Raw genomic sequence first — 14,616 nt, forward strand, 5'->3', positions numbered from 1 at the left:
ATCGTCCGTGCTGGGCTATTTTTCCATGGCTGCGCGGGGGCCACCATCACCCTTTTGTGTGAGCTGGCACCGGGCAAACCCGGTCACTGGAGATACAGATTGATCAAGTCCCAGCACCACAGCGCAGCGACTATCAATTGCACGGCAAATGCACCGAACCTGATGTAGACCGCGCCCAGGCGCATTGAGGCCCGAGGCGCTTTCGCCGATCGGTTGGCGGTAGGGCTAGGGGCGATCGTGTCGCGCTGGGTCCATCGCTGTCTGCAGGGGCGTGTCGTCGAGCCTTTGCAGGAACTGGTCGATCTGCGTCTTCCCGCGCAGATGCACGGTTGGAACCTGCGGCGCCACAGTCAGGCGGATGGCTTCGATCTCTGCGCGGTAGCTGCAATCGAACTGCCAGACGAATTTCAAGAACTCCAGGAACGCCTTGTCCAGGCGTTCCTTGCAGCCAACCGGCCGGTCGGCCCGGGGCCTGTCCAGCAGGCTGCGAACGATCACTCGGGTGAGGCAGGTGAGTCGCGGGGTATCAAGCCAGATGACCAGGTCGGCTTGGGGCAGGCGCAGGCCGATTCGGCGTACCAGGCGCCCACGGCATAACTGGTGCGCGCATCGTTCGAGGCCTCATCGTTCAAGAGGCTGATGGCCGCGTTCTTCGCCTGGGCATCCACTAGCGCGGTCTGCCGATCCGAGAGCCGCTGGTTGGCCGTGACCAGATCCGCCACCTGTTGCTCCAAGTGGTCCAGTGCATCCACCAGAACCTTCTTTTGCTCAAGCTCCTCAGCCAATTGGTGGCCGAGATCGTTCACCTGAGCGATTTGCTCTTCCTGCTCGGGCGAGAAGTTCGTCTGCGAGGCAACGGCGAATCCGCCGAACACTGAAGACAGGCAGCAAAGCGCAATGCCAAAGTACTTTTCCATCAGGTATCCAGAGCCTGTCACGGTGATGGGTCATCGATTCGCAATGGGACCATGAAGGGGTCAGGCGGCCAATAAGATGAGTCTTAATAGTGCGCCGGTGGGAGCGCCGAATGCCGGCGCGTTTGCAGTATCATGCGCGCCCGCTTTCGGAGCAGCCCATGGCCAAAGACATCGACAACCCTTGCGTCTCGCTTTGTCAGCTCAATGGCGAGCTGTGCGTGAGCTGTGGCAGAACCCGCGAAGAGATCCGCAAATGGCGCGGCATGAAGCGGCCCGAGAAGATGGCGACGGTGCAGCGTGCGGCGACGCGGTTGAAGGCCATCGTCAAGAAGGGCGCCAAGCGCCAGGCGCGTGACTGACCGGGTGCCGGGATGACTGGTGGAGCCCCTGGGGCCGCTGCAAAGCAGCCCCGTTTCTGGGATTGCGGGGTATGGCACTGGCTTTGCCGATGTTCGCGGGTGAACCCATTTCTTAAAAGGTCACCGCCAGCCTTGTGGGAGCGGGTTTACCCGCGAAGCAGACGGCGCGGTGTATGGCACCGGCGTTGCCGGTGTTCGCGGGTGAACCGCCACACAGGTGCTGTGTAGCGCTCAAGCCACCACCGTACTTGTAGGAGCGGCCTTGCGCCGCGATGGGCTGCAAAGCAGCCCCAGGTTCGCCAGCACGTGCACGGACCTTTATCGCAATGCCTTGCCTTTGGTTTCCGGCGCCCAGGCCATGGTCACCACCAGGCCCAGCAGCGGGAAGCCCGCCATCATGATCAAGGTCGCCGAGAAGCCGAACGCCTGCAGCAGCGAGGGCAGCAGGTAGGTCACGCCTGCAGCCGATATCCGCGAGAAGGCTGCCGAGAAGCCAATCCCGGTCGCTCGAACATGGGTGTCGAAAATCTCCGGCGGATACACGAACTGGATGTTGTTGATCGCCGGGCCAATGAACATGTAGGTCGCAAACAGGCCCACGACGACCCAGGTCGGCGCATGAGCAAACGCACCCAGGGCCAGGAAGATCGCCAGCACCGCGACAAAGGTCCAGATCACGAACCCACGACGGCTCATCCAGTGCACCAGGAACACGCCAAAGATCACCCCCGCGATCTGGATGGCGTTCAGCGACAGGTCGACCCGGTGATCACCTTGTAGCCCCAGCGTTTCCAGTACCGGCACCATGAAGGTGAAGATGGCGAAGAAGGGGCCCACCTGACAGAACCAGAACAGGCCGGAGAACAGCGTGTGTTTCCAGGTGTCCCGCTTGAACAGCTCGCCCAGCGAGGCACTCTTGGGGCTGACATCGACATCGGGAATCGCATACTCGGCGCCGAAGTGCCGATCGACGATGGCCCGGGCCTCGGCGTCCCGCCCTTGTGCCTTGAGCCACATCGGTGTTTCCGGCAGCAGCAGGCGAAGCAGGTAGATGATGACCGCTGGAATCACGCTCGAGCCCAGCAGCATCCGCCAGTTATCACCGTCGTAGAAGGCGCCGATGATGAACGCGGCGGTAAAGCCGATCTGCCAGGCAATGGTGAAGCAGCCCAGCAGGGCCCCCCGGTTCTTGCGCCGGGAGAACTCGGCCAGGACCGTGGAGCCGACCGCGTACTCGACACCGATCGCCAGCCCCAGGAGCAAGCGCAGGACCACCAGTTGCCAGATGTCCTGCACGAAGAACTGGCACACCGACAGGACGATGAACGCCGCCAGGTTCCAGGAAAACACCGGCCGGCGCCCGTAGCGGTCGGCGAAGTTGCCGAACACCAGCCCGCCGATGAACACACCGATCAACGCACTGCAGGCAATCAGGCCCTGGCTCATGGCGGTCAGCAGCAGTTCGTTCTTGGCCAGTGCCAGCGCAGGGCCGACGATGCCCAGGATGTAGCCATCCAACGCCGCGCCGCCCAGGCAGGCGAGCGCTGCAATGATATGGATGGGCATCAGGCGCGCCTCATCCAGCGAACGTTGACCGGACGTGTTGCTTGCTTCGCATGGACTCGAAGCGATTGGCATACCCATAAAAGCCTCCACAATCTCTCGTTGTAATTATTGATGTGCGCAGGCGGTCCCCCCGCAGTGGGCGGGCGCCTGCATGACGCGTGCTGGGTCTATCAGGGTTGCGGTGGTGCGATACCGGGGCACCCGCGCGGGGAAGGGGCCTCAGGCCCCGGTACTGGAACTATGGGATGGCGATCACCGCCTCGATCTCGACCTGGGCGCCTTTGGGCAGGGCCTTGACCTCATAGCAGGCGCGCGCCGGACAAGGCGCCGAAAAGAACTCGGCATAGGCGCCGTTGACCAGGGCGAACGCACTCAGGTCGGTGACCAGCAGCGTCGTCTTGACCGTGTTCTTCAAGGAGGTGCCGGCCTCGCGTGCGATCGCGGCAATGTTCTCGAGGCACTGGCGCGTTTGCGCGACGACGTCATCGGAGCAGAACTCGCCGGTGGCCGGCACAATGGGCAACTGGCCTGAAACGAACAACAAGTTGCCGATGCGGATGGCCTGGGAATAGGGGCCGATGGCAAGCGGGGCGTGGGTGCTGGAAACCTGGGTGATCATGTCGATCTCCGTTGTCGTTGGAAGGAAGGGGGCAGGTGGCTCGGTCAGTCGACGCTCAGCTGATCCGTCGCACCGTCCAGGAAGGCTTCGATGCGCGCGTACCACGGCGCGATGTCCAGGTTGTTGCGCGCCAGCCACTGGGCGTTGAAGTAGGTGTCCGCATAGCGATCGCCGCTGTCGCAGATCAAGGTCACCAGCGAGCCTTCTTCGCCGCGGCGTTTCATTTCGCTGGCAATGCACAGCAGCCCGAAGAAGTTCGTGCCGGTCGAGCCGCCGACGCGACGGAACAACCGCTCCGACAGCACGTGGGCCGCGGCGATCGAGGCTGCGTCCGGCACCTTGAACATACGGTCGATCACCCCGGGAATGAACGACGGCTCCACCCGAGGGCGGCCGATGCCTTCGATTCGCGAAGGGTGGGGGCAAGTCGTGGACATGTCCCCGGTCTGCCAGGCTTCGCAGAACGCGGAGTGCTCCACATCCACGACGCACAGGCGAGTGTCGAAACCGCGATAGCGGATGTAGCGGCCGATGGTGGCCGAGGTGCCGCCAGTGCCGGCGCTCATCACCACCCACGCAGGGCATGACTGCTCCTCGCACTCCATCTGGCTGAAAATGCTCTGCGCGATGTTGTTGTTGCCGCGCCAGTCGGTCGCGCGCTCGGCGTAGGTGAACTGGTCCAGGTAGTAGCCGCCTTTTTGCGCGGCGATCTCGGCGGCCACCCGATAGACCTCACCGGGGTGATCGACGAACTCGCAGACGCCGCCGAAACGGCGGATGGCGCCGATCTTGGCTTCGCTGGTGCTCCTGGGCATCACGGCAATGAACGGCAAGCCCAGCAGGTTGGCGAAGTAGGCTTCCGACACGGCCGTGGAGCCAGAGGAGGCCTCGACCAGTGTGGTGCCCTTGTTGATTCGCCCGTTGCAGATGCCATAGAGAAACAGCGAGCGGGCCAAGCGGTGCTTCAGGCTGCCGGTGGGGTGGGTGCTCTCGTCCTTGAGGTAGACCGAGAGCTTGCCCAGGCCCGGGAAGGTCGGCTTGATCAGGTGAGTGTCGGCCGAACGATGGCCATCGCCCTCGAGCAACCTGACCGCATTGCGTGACCAATCGATATCTACGGATTGCGTGGTATCAGTGCCCATATCAATAGTTCCAAGTTACGCCAATCGTTATGAATTGCGCCCACGACCCTGCGCGGACAGCTGCGAGGGGCCGTCCGGGGTGCATTGACTTGCCGTGGGACAGTGCGTCAGTTGCTGGAGGTGTTGCCCGACAGGCGCTCGTCCAGGTCCAGCACTGCATCGAGCAGTACCGTGGCGCCTTTGGCGCATTGCTCGGGTGAGGAGTACTCGCGCACGTTGTGCGAGAGGCCCAGGTACGACGGAATGAAGATCATCGCGGTCGGTGCCAGCCCGGCCACGTGAGCAGCGTCGTGACCGGCGCCGGACACCATGCGCCGCGCCGAATAGCCCAGGGCCTCGGTGCAGGCGGCCACGAGATCGACGATGCGCGAGTCGAACCTGACCGGTGGCTTGAGCCAGACCCTGCGAACCTGCGCCTGGGGGGCGATCCGCCGGACCTCGGCGGTCAGTTCGGTCTCCAGTGCCGTGAGCCCTGCATCGGTGGGGTGGCGCAGGTCCACTTCCAGAGACACCGAGCCGGGGATGACATTGCGCGAATTGGGCCCGGCACTGATGTAGCCGACAGTGCCCACGCCCGGGGCATGACGGGCCGCCACGGCCTCGACCGCCAGCACGATCTTCGAGGCCGCGACCAGGGCGTCCTCGCGCATCGTCATGGGGCGGCCACCGGCATGGGCTTCGACGCCGGGCACCTTGATGTCCAGCCAGCAGACACCCTGCACCGCTTCGACGACACCGATCTCCAGGTTCTGCGCTTCCAGTACCGGCCCTTGCTCGATATGCAGCTCCAGGTAGGCGGCAAATGGCATGAAGCCAGGCTCGCGGTCGCCGGCATAGCCGATGGCATCCAGGGCCTGGGCCACCGAAACACCGGACTTGTCGCAGGTCGCGGCGATGGTTTCCAGCGCGTGGGCGCCGCAATACACACCCGAGCCCATCATGGCTGGGGCAAAGCGCGAGCCTTCCTCGTTGGTCCAGACGATGACGGTGATCGAGTGGGCAGGGCGCATCGCGGCATCCTGCAGGGCGCGCAGCAGCTCGACGCCGGCCAGCACCCCGAGAATGCCGTCGAAGCGGCCACCGGCAGGCTGTGTGTCCAGGTGGCTGCCCATGGCGATGGGCGCCAGGTGCGGATCGCGGCCGGGGTAGGTCGCAAAGATGTTGCCGATTCGGTCGATGTCGATCGTGCAGCCCAGGGCCCGGCACTCGGCCACGAACCAATCGCGAACCTGACGGTCTTCCTCGCTCAGTGCCAAGCGCCGCATCCCGGTTTCGCCGAAGGCGCCGAACTTGGCCGTCGACATCAAGTCCGTCCAGAGGCGGTCTTGCTGGATGTGCGCTTTGCGCGCCGTGTGGGTCATCACGCTCATTGCTGGCCGTCCTGTTTTTTCACGTAGCGGTACTTGAAGTCGCAGCAGGGCGCGCCTTCCATCAGGGTCTGGGTGCGTTCGAGCTCGATGTTCGAGTCATAGCCTTGCGGGAACATGTAGTCGCGGTTGCACGACAGCAGGTGCCCGATGTGGCCCAGGCCCATTTCCCGGTACATCTCGGCATAACGGCAGCGATGGACGGTGTAGTGGAACTGGTCGTCGGTGGCCGTGTCGACGGCGATGATCAGTGCGTCGTCCTGAGTCCACAACGACTGCAGATCCTGGAAGGTTCGCAGGCTGGTGCCGCCCGGGGTCTTGGCGGCGAAGGCCTGGCCGGCCTCGACGGCGGCTTTGCGAATGGCGGCATCGATGATCGATTGGGCCATCTCCTCGCCCAGGCGGGCGCAGAGTTCTTGATAGATCGGTGCGATGACACCGGCCTCGATGCGGCGTCGGGCAAGAATGCCGATCTCGCCGTCGGTGGCGGATGCCGGACGATCACCTGGCTTGTCACTCATGCTGCTTCTCCTTTGGTGGAGTTCTTATGGGTATGTGTTGGCACTATACCCAGCAGCACTTATTGGCTGGTAACGGATTTCTCTGATAGATTGATCGCGTTTTACAATCAATTGGAGCGCTAGCGCGCTTCAGGTTTCGTGGCTCAGTGCTGTGAAGGACATACCCGATGGATACCGTTCTGCTGCGCAGTTTCTACAAAGTGGCTTCGGTCGGAAGCTTCAGTGAGGCCGCTCGCCTGCTCAATGCCAGCCAGTCCACGGTCAGCGGGCATATCGCCAAGCTCGAAGATTACCTGCAGACCCAGCTCTTTCGGCGTACCACCCGCAGTTGCCAGCTGACCACGGCCGGTGACGTCCTGCTGACCCATGTCGCGACCCTGCTGCAGGTCATCGACCGCATCGAAGAGGAGTTCTGCCCCGCGCGCATGGGCGGCACGATCAAGCTGGGGCTGCCGGATGAATACCACCTGTTCTCGCGCCTGGCGCCGGTGCTGCAAACCTTCATGGCCATGCGCCCGAAGGTGACCATCAAGGTCACCTCGGGGCTGTCCTACGAGCACAGCCGTGCGCTGGCTGACGGTTTTCTGGATGCCGCGCTGATGCGCGAACCGTTGCAGGACGGACAGGTAGCAGATCTATGCCCCTCCCAGCTGGTCTGGATCGGTCTGCCGGGCTTTGACCTGGACCAGACCGAGGTCCTGCCGCTGGCGCATATTTCGGGGCATTGCCTGTACTTTCGCGAAGCCTTTACCGCGCTGGACCAGGCGGGTGTGCCGTGGCGTTCGGTGTATGACTGCAACACGCTCGAGGGCATTCGTACAGCGGTGCGCAGTGGCCTGGCCATCGCCGCCATCCCCGAGGAAGACTGCCCCGATGATCTTGTGAAGCTGCATCATCCGCGGCTGCCGCGGCTGCCCATCGTGCATGGGCAGTTCAAGACCGCCCACCGTGAGCCGCCGGTCATCGTGCAGCAGTTGCTCACGACCCTGCGCGATGCGCTGCAGGCCGATGGCGCGGCTGGCTGAAAAGCGTGCCGAAGCCGGCCATTGACGGCGTATGGCCCATGCAACGCAGCGCGTGCCAGAAGGCTGCCTGGTTCGACGTGATCACCGGCAATCCCGTCTCGGCCTCCAGCGGTGCGATCAAGTCCAGCGTGGCAGCTGTGGTGCACGACAGGAAAATCGCATCGGCAGTGGCGATATCGGCCTGGGCAATGGCGCGTCGATAATGCGCCAGCCCCGGTGTGGCGATCTGCACGTCGCTGGTGAGGCCAAAGCACAGGCGATCGGAAAAGCCGATGCCGGCCTCGGCGAACACCCCGCTGGTGATTTCGGCGACATCCTCGGTATAGGGGGCGATGAATACGATCCTGCGACATCCCAGGTGTTTCAGCGCTTCCACGGCGGCGGTCGCCGGATTGGTGATCGCGACGCCGGGGCGCAGGGCTGCAATCTGCTCGGCCACTTTCTGCGGGCCGATGATCGCGGAGCCGGAGGTACAGGCGAAGACGATGGCATCGAGCGGCGCATCAGGCAGCAGCAAACGCACGGCGTCCGGGATGCCGTCTTCGAGCCGGGCGAGCGTGGCGGGGGTCAGCGGCATGGATTGCGCGATCCGCGTGGTCACGATATCGATCCCGGCCGCCAGCCCCATGCGCCAGAAATCACGCTCGACCAGCACATCCGACGCCAGCGCGATCAAGCCCAGGCGGGGACGATGCTGCGCTGGCTGATTGAAATCGATACCCGTCTTGTGATGCTTCATGGCCTGACCTCCCGGCAGTAAGTGCTGTTCAACGCCCGGTCCGCATCATAGCGGATGGGCCTACGCCCGACTGACGGTGTGTTTCGGCAGGTTCATCGCGATCTGCGATGAGTGAGGGGGAAGGGTGGCGCCAGGTACCTGGGCATCGAGCGATGTCCAGGTACTCGGTGAGCCAGGCGCTCGTTGACGAGCGAGTCCGATCAGCGATCGTTCTTGGTGGAGGAGTGGACTGCGTTGTCCAAGCCCTTGGTGTTATGGGTGCCCGGTGTCGTGTCGGAGATCGCCCGGGACTTGGCCAGACCGCGGGTGTCACGCGATTGCGCGACACCGGAGGTCACCGAGCCGTGCCCTTCGCTGTCATTTCGGTCCTGGCCGTAGTGTTTGCCGCTCACGCCGTGGTCACGGGTCGCTTTGCCGGCATGCACACCACCATCGTTGGCGCCATTGCTGTTGCTGCCATGGTTGCCACCCAGCCCGCCCTTGCCGCCGCCATGGCCGCCGCCGTTGCCGCCACCGCCACCATGACCGCCACCGCCACCGCCACCCTTGGCATAAACCGAACCAATCGGGGAGAGGTCGGCGGGCAGTAATGCTGTAGCACCAAGCGCGAACGCGCACACTGCTGCAACTACCAAGGTTTTCTTCATGATCGAGTCGCCTCCAGAGGCGGGGTTGGGATGCCGGTATGACATCGCCGAGGCCACGGGGTTCAAGGTCTGCCGACGAAATGCCGGGACGTCGGTGCCTTTTTTTTACTGTCAGATCCCGGCGGTGGGCGCTACGCTCAGTAGCGGCATCCCATGTAAGGAGACAGATGCAATGTCCAGACTCAACACACTGCTCGCTGTCACGCTGGGACTGGCCTTGCTGGGCGCGGGCCCAGCGCTGGCTGACCCAGGTAACGGCAAGGGCAATGGCCATGGCAAGAACATGCAACATGGCAATCAAGGCCATCAGAACCCGGGCGGTGGCAACGACTGGCACGGTGGTCCGCAAATCGACCTTGGGGGTGTCCGGGTCATTCTCGATGACAACCGGGGCTACTGGAGTCCAGGGGCTGCGCTGCCCCCGGGCGTGCGGAAAAACCTCGCTCGCGGCAAACCGCTGCCACCGGGCATCGCCAAGAAGCTCGATGGACGCCTGATTGGTCGGCTGCCTCACTACGATGGTTATGAGTGGCGCCAGGCCGGCACGGACTTGCTGCTGGTCACGATTGCCACGGGCCTGATCTATGAAGTGCTGACCAACGTACTGGATTGATCTCTCCTGGGACTGTTGCGCAGCCCATCGCAGGCTTCGCCAGCGCCTACACGGACTGCGCCGTATCTGTAGGAGCGGCCTTGTGCCGCGAAGGGTCGCGCAGCGGCCCCAGGATGCTGGAGCCGGCGTGCTGGCAGGGGGCTGCTGCGCAGCCCTACGGGTATGGTGTTCGCGGATGGGCTGCCACGCTGCACTAAAGGCTCAGCGGCGTGGCTGCTGGAAGGTGCGCGGGGGTAGCCCGAATTCCCTTTTGAACATCGCCGTGAACGCGCTGGGCGTGGAGTACCCTGCGTCCAGCGAGACTTCCAGAATGTTGTGGCCCTGGGCAAGCCTGTCCAGCGCGATCAGCAAGCGCGCCTGTTTGCGCCACGTGCCGAAGCTCATCCCCACATCCTCATGGAACCAGCGCTGCACCGTCTTGATGTTCAAACCCAGAAAATCGGCGCATTCGGCCAGCCCCCAATCCAGCGTCCTGTTCTGCACCAGGTGCTGGCACAGCGCTTGAAGACGTTGCCCCTTGGGGCGCGGCAGGTAGATCGCCGAGACCCTGGCCAGCGCCAGCTCATCGAGCAGCAGCCCGACCAGGCGGGCGTGCCGGTTGCCCTGGGCAATCTCCAGGTCCATCCCAGAGGTCTCGATGATCAACTCCCGCACCAGGTTGGAGATGGCATATACCGCGCACTCACCTGGCATGCCAGGGGTGCGCTGCGGCGCGAAATAGAGCGTGCGGATACACGTGGCGCCGAGGGTGCGCGTCCAGTGAGCGACCTCGGCGGGAATCCACAGCCCGTAATTGGACGGCACCACCCAGCACCCCTGATGGGTGTTGACCATCAAGGTGCCTCGGGTGGTGTACAGCAACTGCCCATGGGGGTGCCGATGGGTTTCGATGCAGGTGCCGTCCGCCAGGTCCAGGGCCAATGTCGCCACCTCCCGGTCAGGCGGCAGGAAATGCTGGGTCGCGATGGGGGTCTTGTTGTCCATTATTCGACGATTTGTGTCCATCAGTCGTTAGACGGGAGCGCGCCAGCTTAGCATCATGGTGGCTCGTCCCCTCGACCTGATGTGCTATCCGTATGAACAGTCCTTCGCCTGACCCGGCTGATTTCTCCCAGGAGGTCGTTGCGCAGTTGAAGCGCATTGCCGACTCGCTGGAACGCGCATTCGCGCCCCCACCCGTACCAGTCCTCGACCCCGATGCCATCGCCTACCAATGGCAGTACCGGGCCGGCCAGGGTGGCCATCGCGCCACCTTGGTGCCGGTCAGGCGGCCCACCCTCATCGGCTTCGATCAGTTGCAGAACATCGACCGGCAAAAGGCGCTGATCCGCCAGAACACCCAGCAGTTTCTCGACGGCAAGCCTGCCAACAATGTGTTGCTGACGGGCTCCAGGGGGACAGGCAAGTCCTCGCTGGTCAAGGCGTGCCTCAACGAGTTCCATTCCCGCGGGCTCAAGCTGGTGGAGATCGACAAGGAAAACATCGGGGACCTGCCCGAAGTCATCGACATCGTCAGCCACCAGCCGGGGTATTTCATCCTGTTCTGCGATGACTTGTCGTTCGAGGAAGGGGATATCGGTTACAAGCGCCTGAAGACCGCCCTGGACGGTTCGGTGGCCGAGCATTCATCGAACGTGCTGATCTACGCCACGTCCAACCGCCGGCACCTGATTGCCGAACGCGCCTCGGACAACCTGTCGATGACCCGCGGCGAGAATGGGGCGCTGCACCCAGGGGAAGAGATAGAGGAGAAAGTGTCGCTGTCCGAGCGCTTCGGGCTGTGGATTTCGTTCTACGGCTTCTCGCCGGACGAATACCTGAATGCGGTGAACCAGTGGCTGGATGTCTACGGGGTGCCTGCACATGCCATCGAGCAGGCCCATGTGCATGCGGTTCGCTGGGCCACCCAGCGCGGCTCGCGCTCCGGACGCATCGCCGCGCAGTTTGCCCGGGACTACGCCGGGCGCTGGAGCCAGGACACGCCCTGATACCCGGGCGTGCCGCAGCGCTTAACGGCGGTAATAGCGCTGATCATGCCCGTAGTAGCGCCGATCATGATCGTAGTAACGACGATCATGTTCGTAGCGGGCGCGATAGTGACGGCGTTCCCATTCATGACGACGCTCCGCTTCCCGGCGGGCCTGCTCCCGGCGCCATTGGGCGCGGCGCCAGTCGTCCCGGCGGTCGTGCCAGCGGCCGTCTCGCCAGTAGCGGTCGTCATCATGGGCAAGCATCGGCGCTTGTTGCTCGCCAGCCAGGCTGGCCAGGCTCGGCCAAGGGTTTTCGGCCGCCCGAGGGGCGGTGATCGCGGCGCCAGGCACTGGGCTTTGCGCCTTCATCGGTGAAGCAGATGCCGAGCCCATCGACGCGAACGCGAACAGGCCAAGGAGCACCATTCGTGGGACGTTGATTTTCATGAGCAAAGACAACCTCTGAAAGACAATGGGATCGCGGTCATGGCGTTGGAAAAACATGAGGCCGCGTTTATCGAGCTGTGCTCACTCACATAGACCAATAAATAGCGAAAAGTTCTAGGCGTGCCGCTCGAATGATTGTGTCCAAGGGACCAAGTGACCTCGCGCGGGCACTATTCTGGGAGATTGGGACGTTCTTCGGAGGAGGTGTGCCATGCGTACGTTCACAGGGTGCTGTCTGGGCGTGTTGCTGCTCGCGGGGCCCGTCAGTGCCCAGAGTGTCGTGCCGCTCAATGGCCAGAGCAGCCAACAGATGCAAACGGACATGGACTATTGCAACGGTGTGGCCAGTAACGCGGCCAGCAGCGCCGGCACCTCGTCCAAGGCCCATGTCGGCGGCCGGGTGCGTGGCGCGGCTGCCGGGGCGGCAGCAGGCGCGGTGGGTGCCGAAGTGCGTGGCCGGCAGCACGAAGAACTCTATGACCGGGCCGGCGACAATGCCAAGGAGCAATACCGGCAGAACCGTGCCGGCGAGGTGGCGGCAGCGGGCGCGGCCGTGGGCGGAATGCGCCAGCGTCAGGACCGTCGCCAGGACCGCCGCAACCAGAATGAAGCCCAGGACTCCGCCCACGCCAACGCCTACAGCAGTTGCCTGCAAGGACGGGGCTACCAGGTCAGCCCTTGAGGTCGATGGCGGTATGCGGTGAGTGGGTGCGTTTCGGCTGCCCCGACCAGGTGGTGGCCGTGGTCGATGCACGTCTGTAAAACCCTGCGCGGAAAATAAAAACCAGCAGCAAGCAAACGGCCATTAATCACCCATACTCAGTTCCATCATGGCCGGCGGGACTCAGGCAATCGACTTCGCGCGGGCTGTTGCCTGGCATTCGAGCAAGGGGGAGGGAAATGCCTCATGACGGCAGCCTGTTGCAGGCGACGGTAGTCTTTCTGTTGGCTGTGGTGCTTCTGGTTCCTCTGGTCCAGCGCCTGAAGCTGGGCGCGGTGCCGGGTTATTTGCTCGCCGGCATCATGATCGGCCCCTCGGTGCTGGGGCTGATCGACAATCCTCACAACGTCGCGCGGCTCTCGGAGATGGGGGTCGTGATGCTGTTGTTCATCATCGGCCTCGAACTGTCGCCGCGTAAATTGTGGACGATGCGCAAGTCGCTGTTCGGCGTCGGCTCGTTGCAGGTGGGCCTCACAGCGGTGGTACTGGGCGTGATCGCCTTTGTGCTGTTCGGCCAGTCACCCGCCGCGGCGGTGGTGCTCGGCGTGGGGCTGGCGCTGTCGTCCACCGCGTTTGGCCTGCAGGTATTGGCCGAGCGCAAGGACCTGAACAAGCCCCACGGGCGCCTGGCGGTGGGCATTCTGTTGTTCCAGGACATCGCCGCCATTCCACTGATCGCCGTGGTGCCGTTGCTGGCCGGTGGCGCCACGACCACGGCCGAAGGCACGCGGCCGTTGCTGGCGGTGGCGATCGGTATCGGCATCGTGATCATCGGCGGGCGTTACCTGCTGCGGCCGGTGTTTCTCTGGGTGGCCAAGTCGGGGCTGCATGAGCTTTCCACCGCCACCGCGCTGCTGGTGGTGCTGGGGACGGCCTGGGTGATGGAGCATGTGGGCGTGTCCATGGCGCTGGGGGCCTTTCTGGCCGGTGTGCTGATGGCCGAATCGCCGTTTCGCCATGAACTCGAATCCCAGATCGAGCCGCTCAAGGGCTTGCTGCTGGGGTTGTTCTTCGTCGGTGTGGGCATGACCGCCGACCTGCGGCTGTTGCTGGGCATGCCTCTGCAAGTGCTGGCACTGACCCTGTTGCTGGTGGGCATCAAGTTGCCGGTGCTGTTTGGGCTGGGGCGCTGGACCGGCGGGCTGAGCCGCGCCCAGGCGCTGTGCCTGGCGGTGGTGCTGGCGTCGGGGGGCGAATTCGCCTTCGTGGTGTTCAAACTGGCGCTGGATCACCAGTTGCTGGCGCAACAGGTGCACGACCTCTTGGTGTTGGCCATCACCTTGTCGATGGCGGTGGTGCCGCTGGTGATGATGGTGCTGGCGCGTCAACTGCGTGACGCGCGACCTGTGGCAGACGCCCCCGCATCGCTGCCGCCGGTGGAGGTGGATCAGGCGCCGCAGGTCGTGGTGGCAGGCATGGGTCGCATGGGCCGCGCCATCGCCAGGATGCTGCACGCAGAAGGTGTGCGCCTGGTGGCACTGGATACCTCTATCGAAACCTTCGGGCGCTATGCCGACAAACAGGGCCCGCCAGTGTTCTATGGCGACCCGTCGCGCTCGCAGATTCTGCGCGCCGCCAAGGTCGGTGAGGCTGAACTGGTGATCGTTGCCACCGACGATCCGCAGGTCAATCTCAAGACCGTGGACCTGCTGGCCCAGCAGTACCCGCACACCCCGGTCATCGCCTCGGTGCGCGACCATCAGGATGTGCTGCGTCTGCTCGAGCTTGGGGCCAGTCCGGTCCGCGAAACCTTCCATTCCAGCCTGGAAATGGCCCGCCGCGCGTTCATCGCCCTGGGCCAGGACGAAGCCCAGGCCGCCGCCTGGGTCCGGCGTTACCAACGCCAGGAGGCGGATTGGCTGTTGGCGTTGTACCGGCAGGAGTCGCCCGGCGAAGGGCTCGAGGATGAAGACGGCTCGGCTGGCGACCACCGACCGCAGGTTTGACGACTTGAATCGCGCCA

17 protein-coding genes are annotated in these 14,616 nt (G+C 63.9%); 6 read left to right on the forward strand and 11 right to left on the reverse strand.

The annotated features are described in order from the left end of the window. Nucleotides 1-225 precede the first annotated feature (225 nt). Together ACNFCH_RS17190 and ACNFCH_RS17195 are read right to left on the reverse strand one after the other, a co-directional pair. Nucleotides 226-498: a hypothetical protein gene (locus ACNFCH_RS17190; protein WP_416743180.1), complete on the reverse strand. Its 273-nt coding sequence runs from the start codon at nucleotides 496-498 to the stop codon at nucleotides 226-228. Next, nucleotides 495-917 (reverse strand): hypothetical protein, encoded by a 423-nt coding sequence (locus ACNFCH_RS17195; protein WP_416743181.1) that lies wholly within the window; start codon nucleotides 915-917, stop codon nucleotides 495-497. Before ACNFCH_RS17195 ends, ACNFCH_RS17190 begins: the two co-directional genes overlap by 4 nt. A 158-nt stretch (nucleotides 918-1,075) precedes the next feature. Here ACNFCH_RS17195 and ACNFCH_RS17200 point away from each other — a divergent pair, with 158 nt between their 5' ends. Continuing rightward, nucleotides 1,076-1,276 carry a DUF1289 domain-containing protein gene (locus ACNFCH_RS17200; protein WP_043207024.1) on the forward strand — a complete coding sequence of 67 codons (201 nt, stop codon included), beginning with the start codon at nucleotides 1,076-1,078 and terminating at the stop codon, nucleotides 1,274-1,276. 318 nt (nucleotides 1,277-1,594) lie between these two features. Here the strand turns inward: ACNFCH_RS17200 and ACNFCH_RS17205 are convergent, their stop codons facing one another. The 5 genes from ACNFCH_RS17205 to ACNFCH_RS17225 all read right to left on the reverse strand — a co-directional run bounded on the left by ACNFCH_RS17205 (nucleotide 1,595) and on the right by ACNFCH_RS17225 (nucleotide 6,491). After that, on the reverse strand, nucleotides 1,595-2,842 hold the full coding sequence (locus ACNFCH_RS17205) for an MFS transporter (protein WP_337159112.1): 1,248 nt from the start codon (nucleotides 2,840-2,842) through the stop codon (nucleotides 1,595-1,597). Nucleotides 2,843-3,080: 238 nt separating this feature from the next. Then, nucleotides 3,081-3,461, reverse strand: a complete 381-nt coding sequence (locus tag ACNFCH_RS17210; protein ID WP_196162157.1) for a RidA family protein — start codon at nucleotides 3,459-3,461, stop codon at nucleotides 3,081-3,083. A gap of 44 nt (nucleotides 3,462-3,505) precedes the next feature. Beyond that, nucleotides 3,506-4,603 carry a PLP-dependent cysteine synthase family protein gene (locus ACNFCH_RS17215; RefSeq protein ID WP_337159113.1) on the reverse strand — a complete coding sequence of 366 codons (1,098 nt, stop codon included), beginning with the start codon at nucleotides 4,601-4,603 and terminating at the stop codon, nucleotides 3,506-3,508. A gap of 107 nt (nucleotides 4,604-4,710) precedes the next feature. Beyond that, the gene (locus ACNFCH_RS17220; protein ID WP_416743182.1) at nucleotides 4,711-5,973 is read right to left on the reverse strand and encodes a hydantoinase/carbamoylase family amidase; all 1,263 of its coding nucleotides are present in this window, start codon (nucleotides 5,971-5,973) and stop codon (nucleotides 4,711-4,713) included. Beyond that, nucleotides 5,970-6,491, reverse strand: coding sequence for an L-2-amino-thiazoline-4-carboxylic acid hydrolase (locus tag ACNFCH_RS17225; protein WP_196162155.1), 522 nt, complete (start codon nucleotides 6,489-6,491; stop codon nucleotides 5,970-5,972). The genes ACNFCH_RS17220 and ACNFCH_RS17225 overlap by 4 nt, the downstream gene beginning before the upstream one ends. Before the next feature lie 167 nt (nucleotides 6,492-6,658). Between ACNFCH_RS17225 and ACNFCH_RS17230 the strand changes: the two genes are divergently transcribed. Further along, complete coding sequence (locus ACNFCH_RS17230; RefSeq protein ID WP_416743183.1) at nucleotides 6,659-7,516, forward strand: LysR family transcriptional regulator; 858 nt, start codon at nucleotides 6,659-6,661, stop codon at nucleotides 7,514-7,516. Here ACNFCH_RS17230 and ACNFCH_RS17235 read toward each other — a convergent pair. Both ACNFCH_RS17235 and ACNFCH_RS17240 read right to left on the reverse strand, forming a co-directional pair. Beyond that, the gene (locus ACNFCH_RS17235; RefSeq protein WP_416743184.1) at nucleotides 7,470-8,255 is read right to left on the reverse strand and encodes an aspartate/glutamate racemase family protein; all 786 of its coding nucleotides are present in this window, start codon (nucleotides 8,253-8,255) and stop codon (nucleotides 7,470-7,472) included. The two genes, ACNFCH_RS17230 and ACNFCH_RS17235, sit on opposite strands and share 47 nt — an antisense overlap. 200 nt (nucleotides 8,256-8,455) lie before the next feature. Continuing rightward, nucleotides 8,456-8,902 (reverse strand): hypothetical protein, encoded by a 447-nt coding sequence (locus tag ACNFCH_RS17240; protein ID WP_337159117.1) that lies wholly within the window; start codon nucleotides 8,900-8,902, stop codon nucleotides 8,456-8,458. A 172-nt stretch (nucleotides 8,903-9,074) separates the two neighbouring features. On the opposite strand from ACNFCH_RS17240, the gene ACNFCH_RS17245 reads away from it, so the two are divergent. Then, nucleotides 9,075-9,515 carry an anti-virulence regulator CigR family protein gene (locus ACNFCH_RS17245; RefSeq protein ID WP_416743185.1) on the forward strand — a complete coding sequence of 147 codons (441 nt, stop codon included), beginning with the start codon at nucleotides 9,075-9,077 and terminating at the stop codon, nucleotides 9,513-9,515. Between the two features lie 201 nt (nucleotides 9,516-9,716). Here ACNFCH_RS17245 and ACNFCH_RS17250 read toward each other — a convergent pair whose 3' ends face one another. Further along, the gene (locus ACNFCH_RS17250) at nucleotides 9,717-10,499 is read right to left on the reverse strand and encodes an AraC family transcriptional regulator (protein WP_416743186.1); all 783 of its coding nucleotides are present in this window, start codon (nucleotides 10,497-10,499) and stop codon (nucleotides 9,717-9,719) included. Nucleotides 10,500-10,591: 92 nt separating this feature from the next. On the opposite strand from ACNFCH_RS17250, the gene ACNFCH_RS17255 reads away from it, so the two are divergent. Beyond that, entirely contained in the window at nucleotides 10,592-11,503 is a 912-nt protein-coding gene (locus ACNFCH_RS17255; RefSeq protein WP_416743187.1) for an ATP-binding protein, read from the forward strand. A 21-nt stretch (nucleotides 11,504-11,524) separates the two neighbouring features. On the opposite strand, the gene ACNFCH_RS17260 is transcribed toward ACNFCH_RS17255, so the two are convergent. Beyond that, entirely contained in the window at nucleotides 11,525-11,932 is a 408-nt protein-coding gene (locus ACNFCH_RS17260; RefSeq protein WP_337159121.1) for a hypothetical protein, read from the reverse strand. A gap of 211 nt (nucleotides 11,933-12,143) precedes the next feature. Here ACNFCH_RS17260 and ACNFCH_RS17265 point away from each other — a divergent pair, with 211 nt between their 5' ends. Beyond that, the gene (locus tag ACNFCH_RS17265) at nucleotides 12,144-12,614 is read left to right on the forward strand and encodes a hypothetical protein (protein ID WP_337159122.1); all 471 of its coding nucleotides are present in this window, start codon (nucleotides 12,144-12,146) and stop codon (nucleotides 12,612-12,614) included. Nucleotides 12,615-12,832: 218 nt separating this feature from the next. Further along, nucleotides 12,833-14,599, forward strand: coding sequence for a monovalent cation:proton antiporter-2 (CPA2) family protein (locus ACNFCH_RS17270; protein WP_337159123.1), 1,767 nt, complete (start codon nucleotides 12,833-12,835; stop codon nucleotides 14,597-14,599). Nucleotides 14,600-14,616: the final 17 nt, after the last annotated feature.

The organism is Pseudomonas sp. NY15354, from assembly GCF_048068075.1.
Taxonomy (GTDB): Bacteria; Pseudomonadota; Gammaproteobacteria; order Pseudomonadales; family Pseudomonadaceae; genus Aquipseudomonas; species Aquipseudomonas guariconensis_C.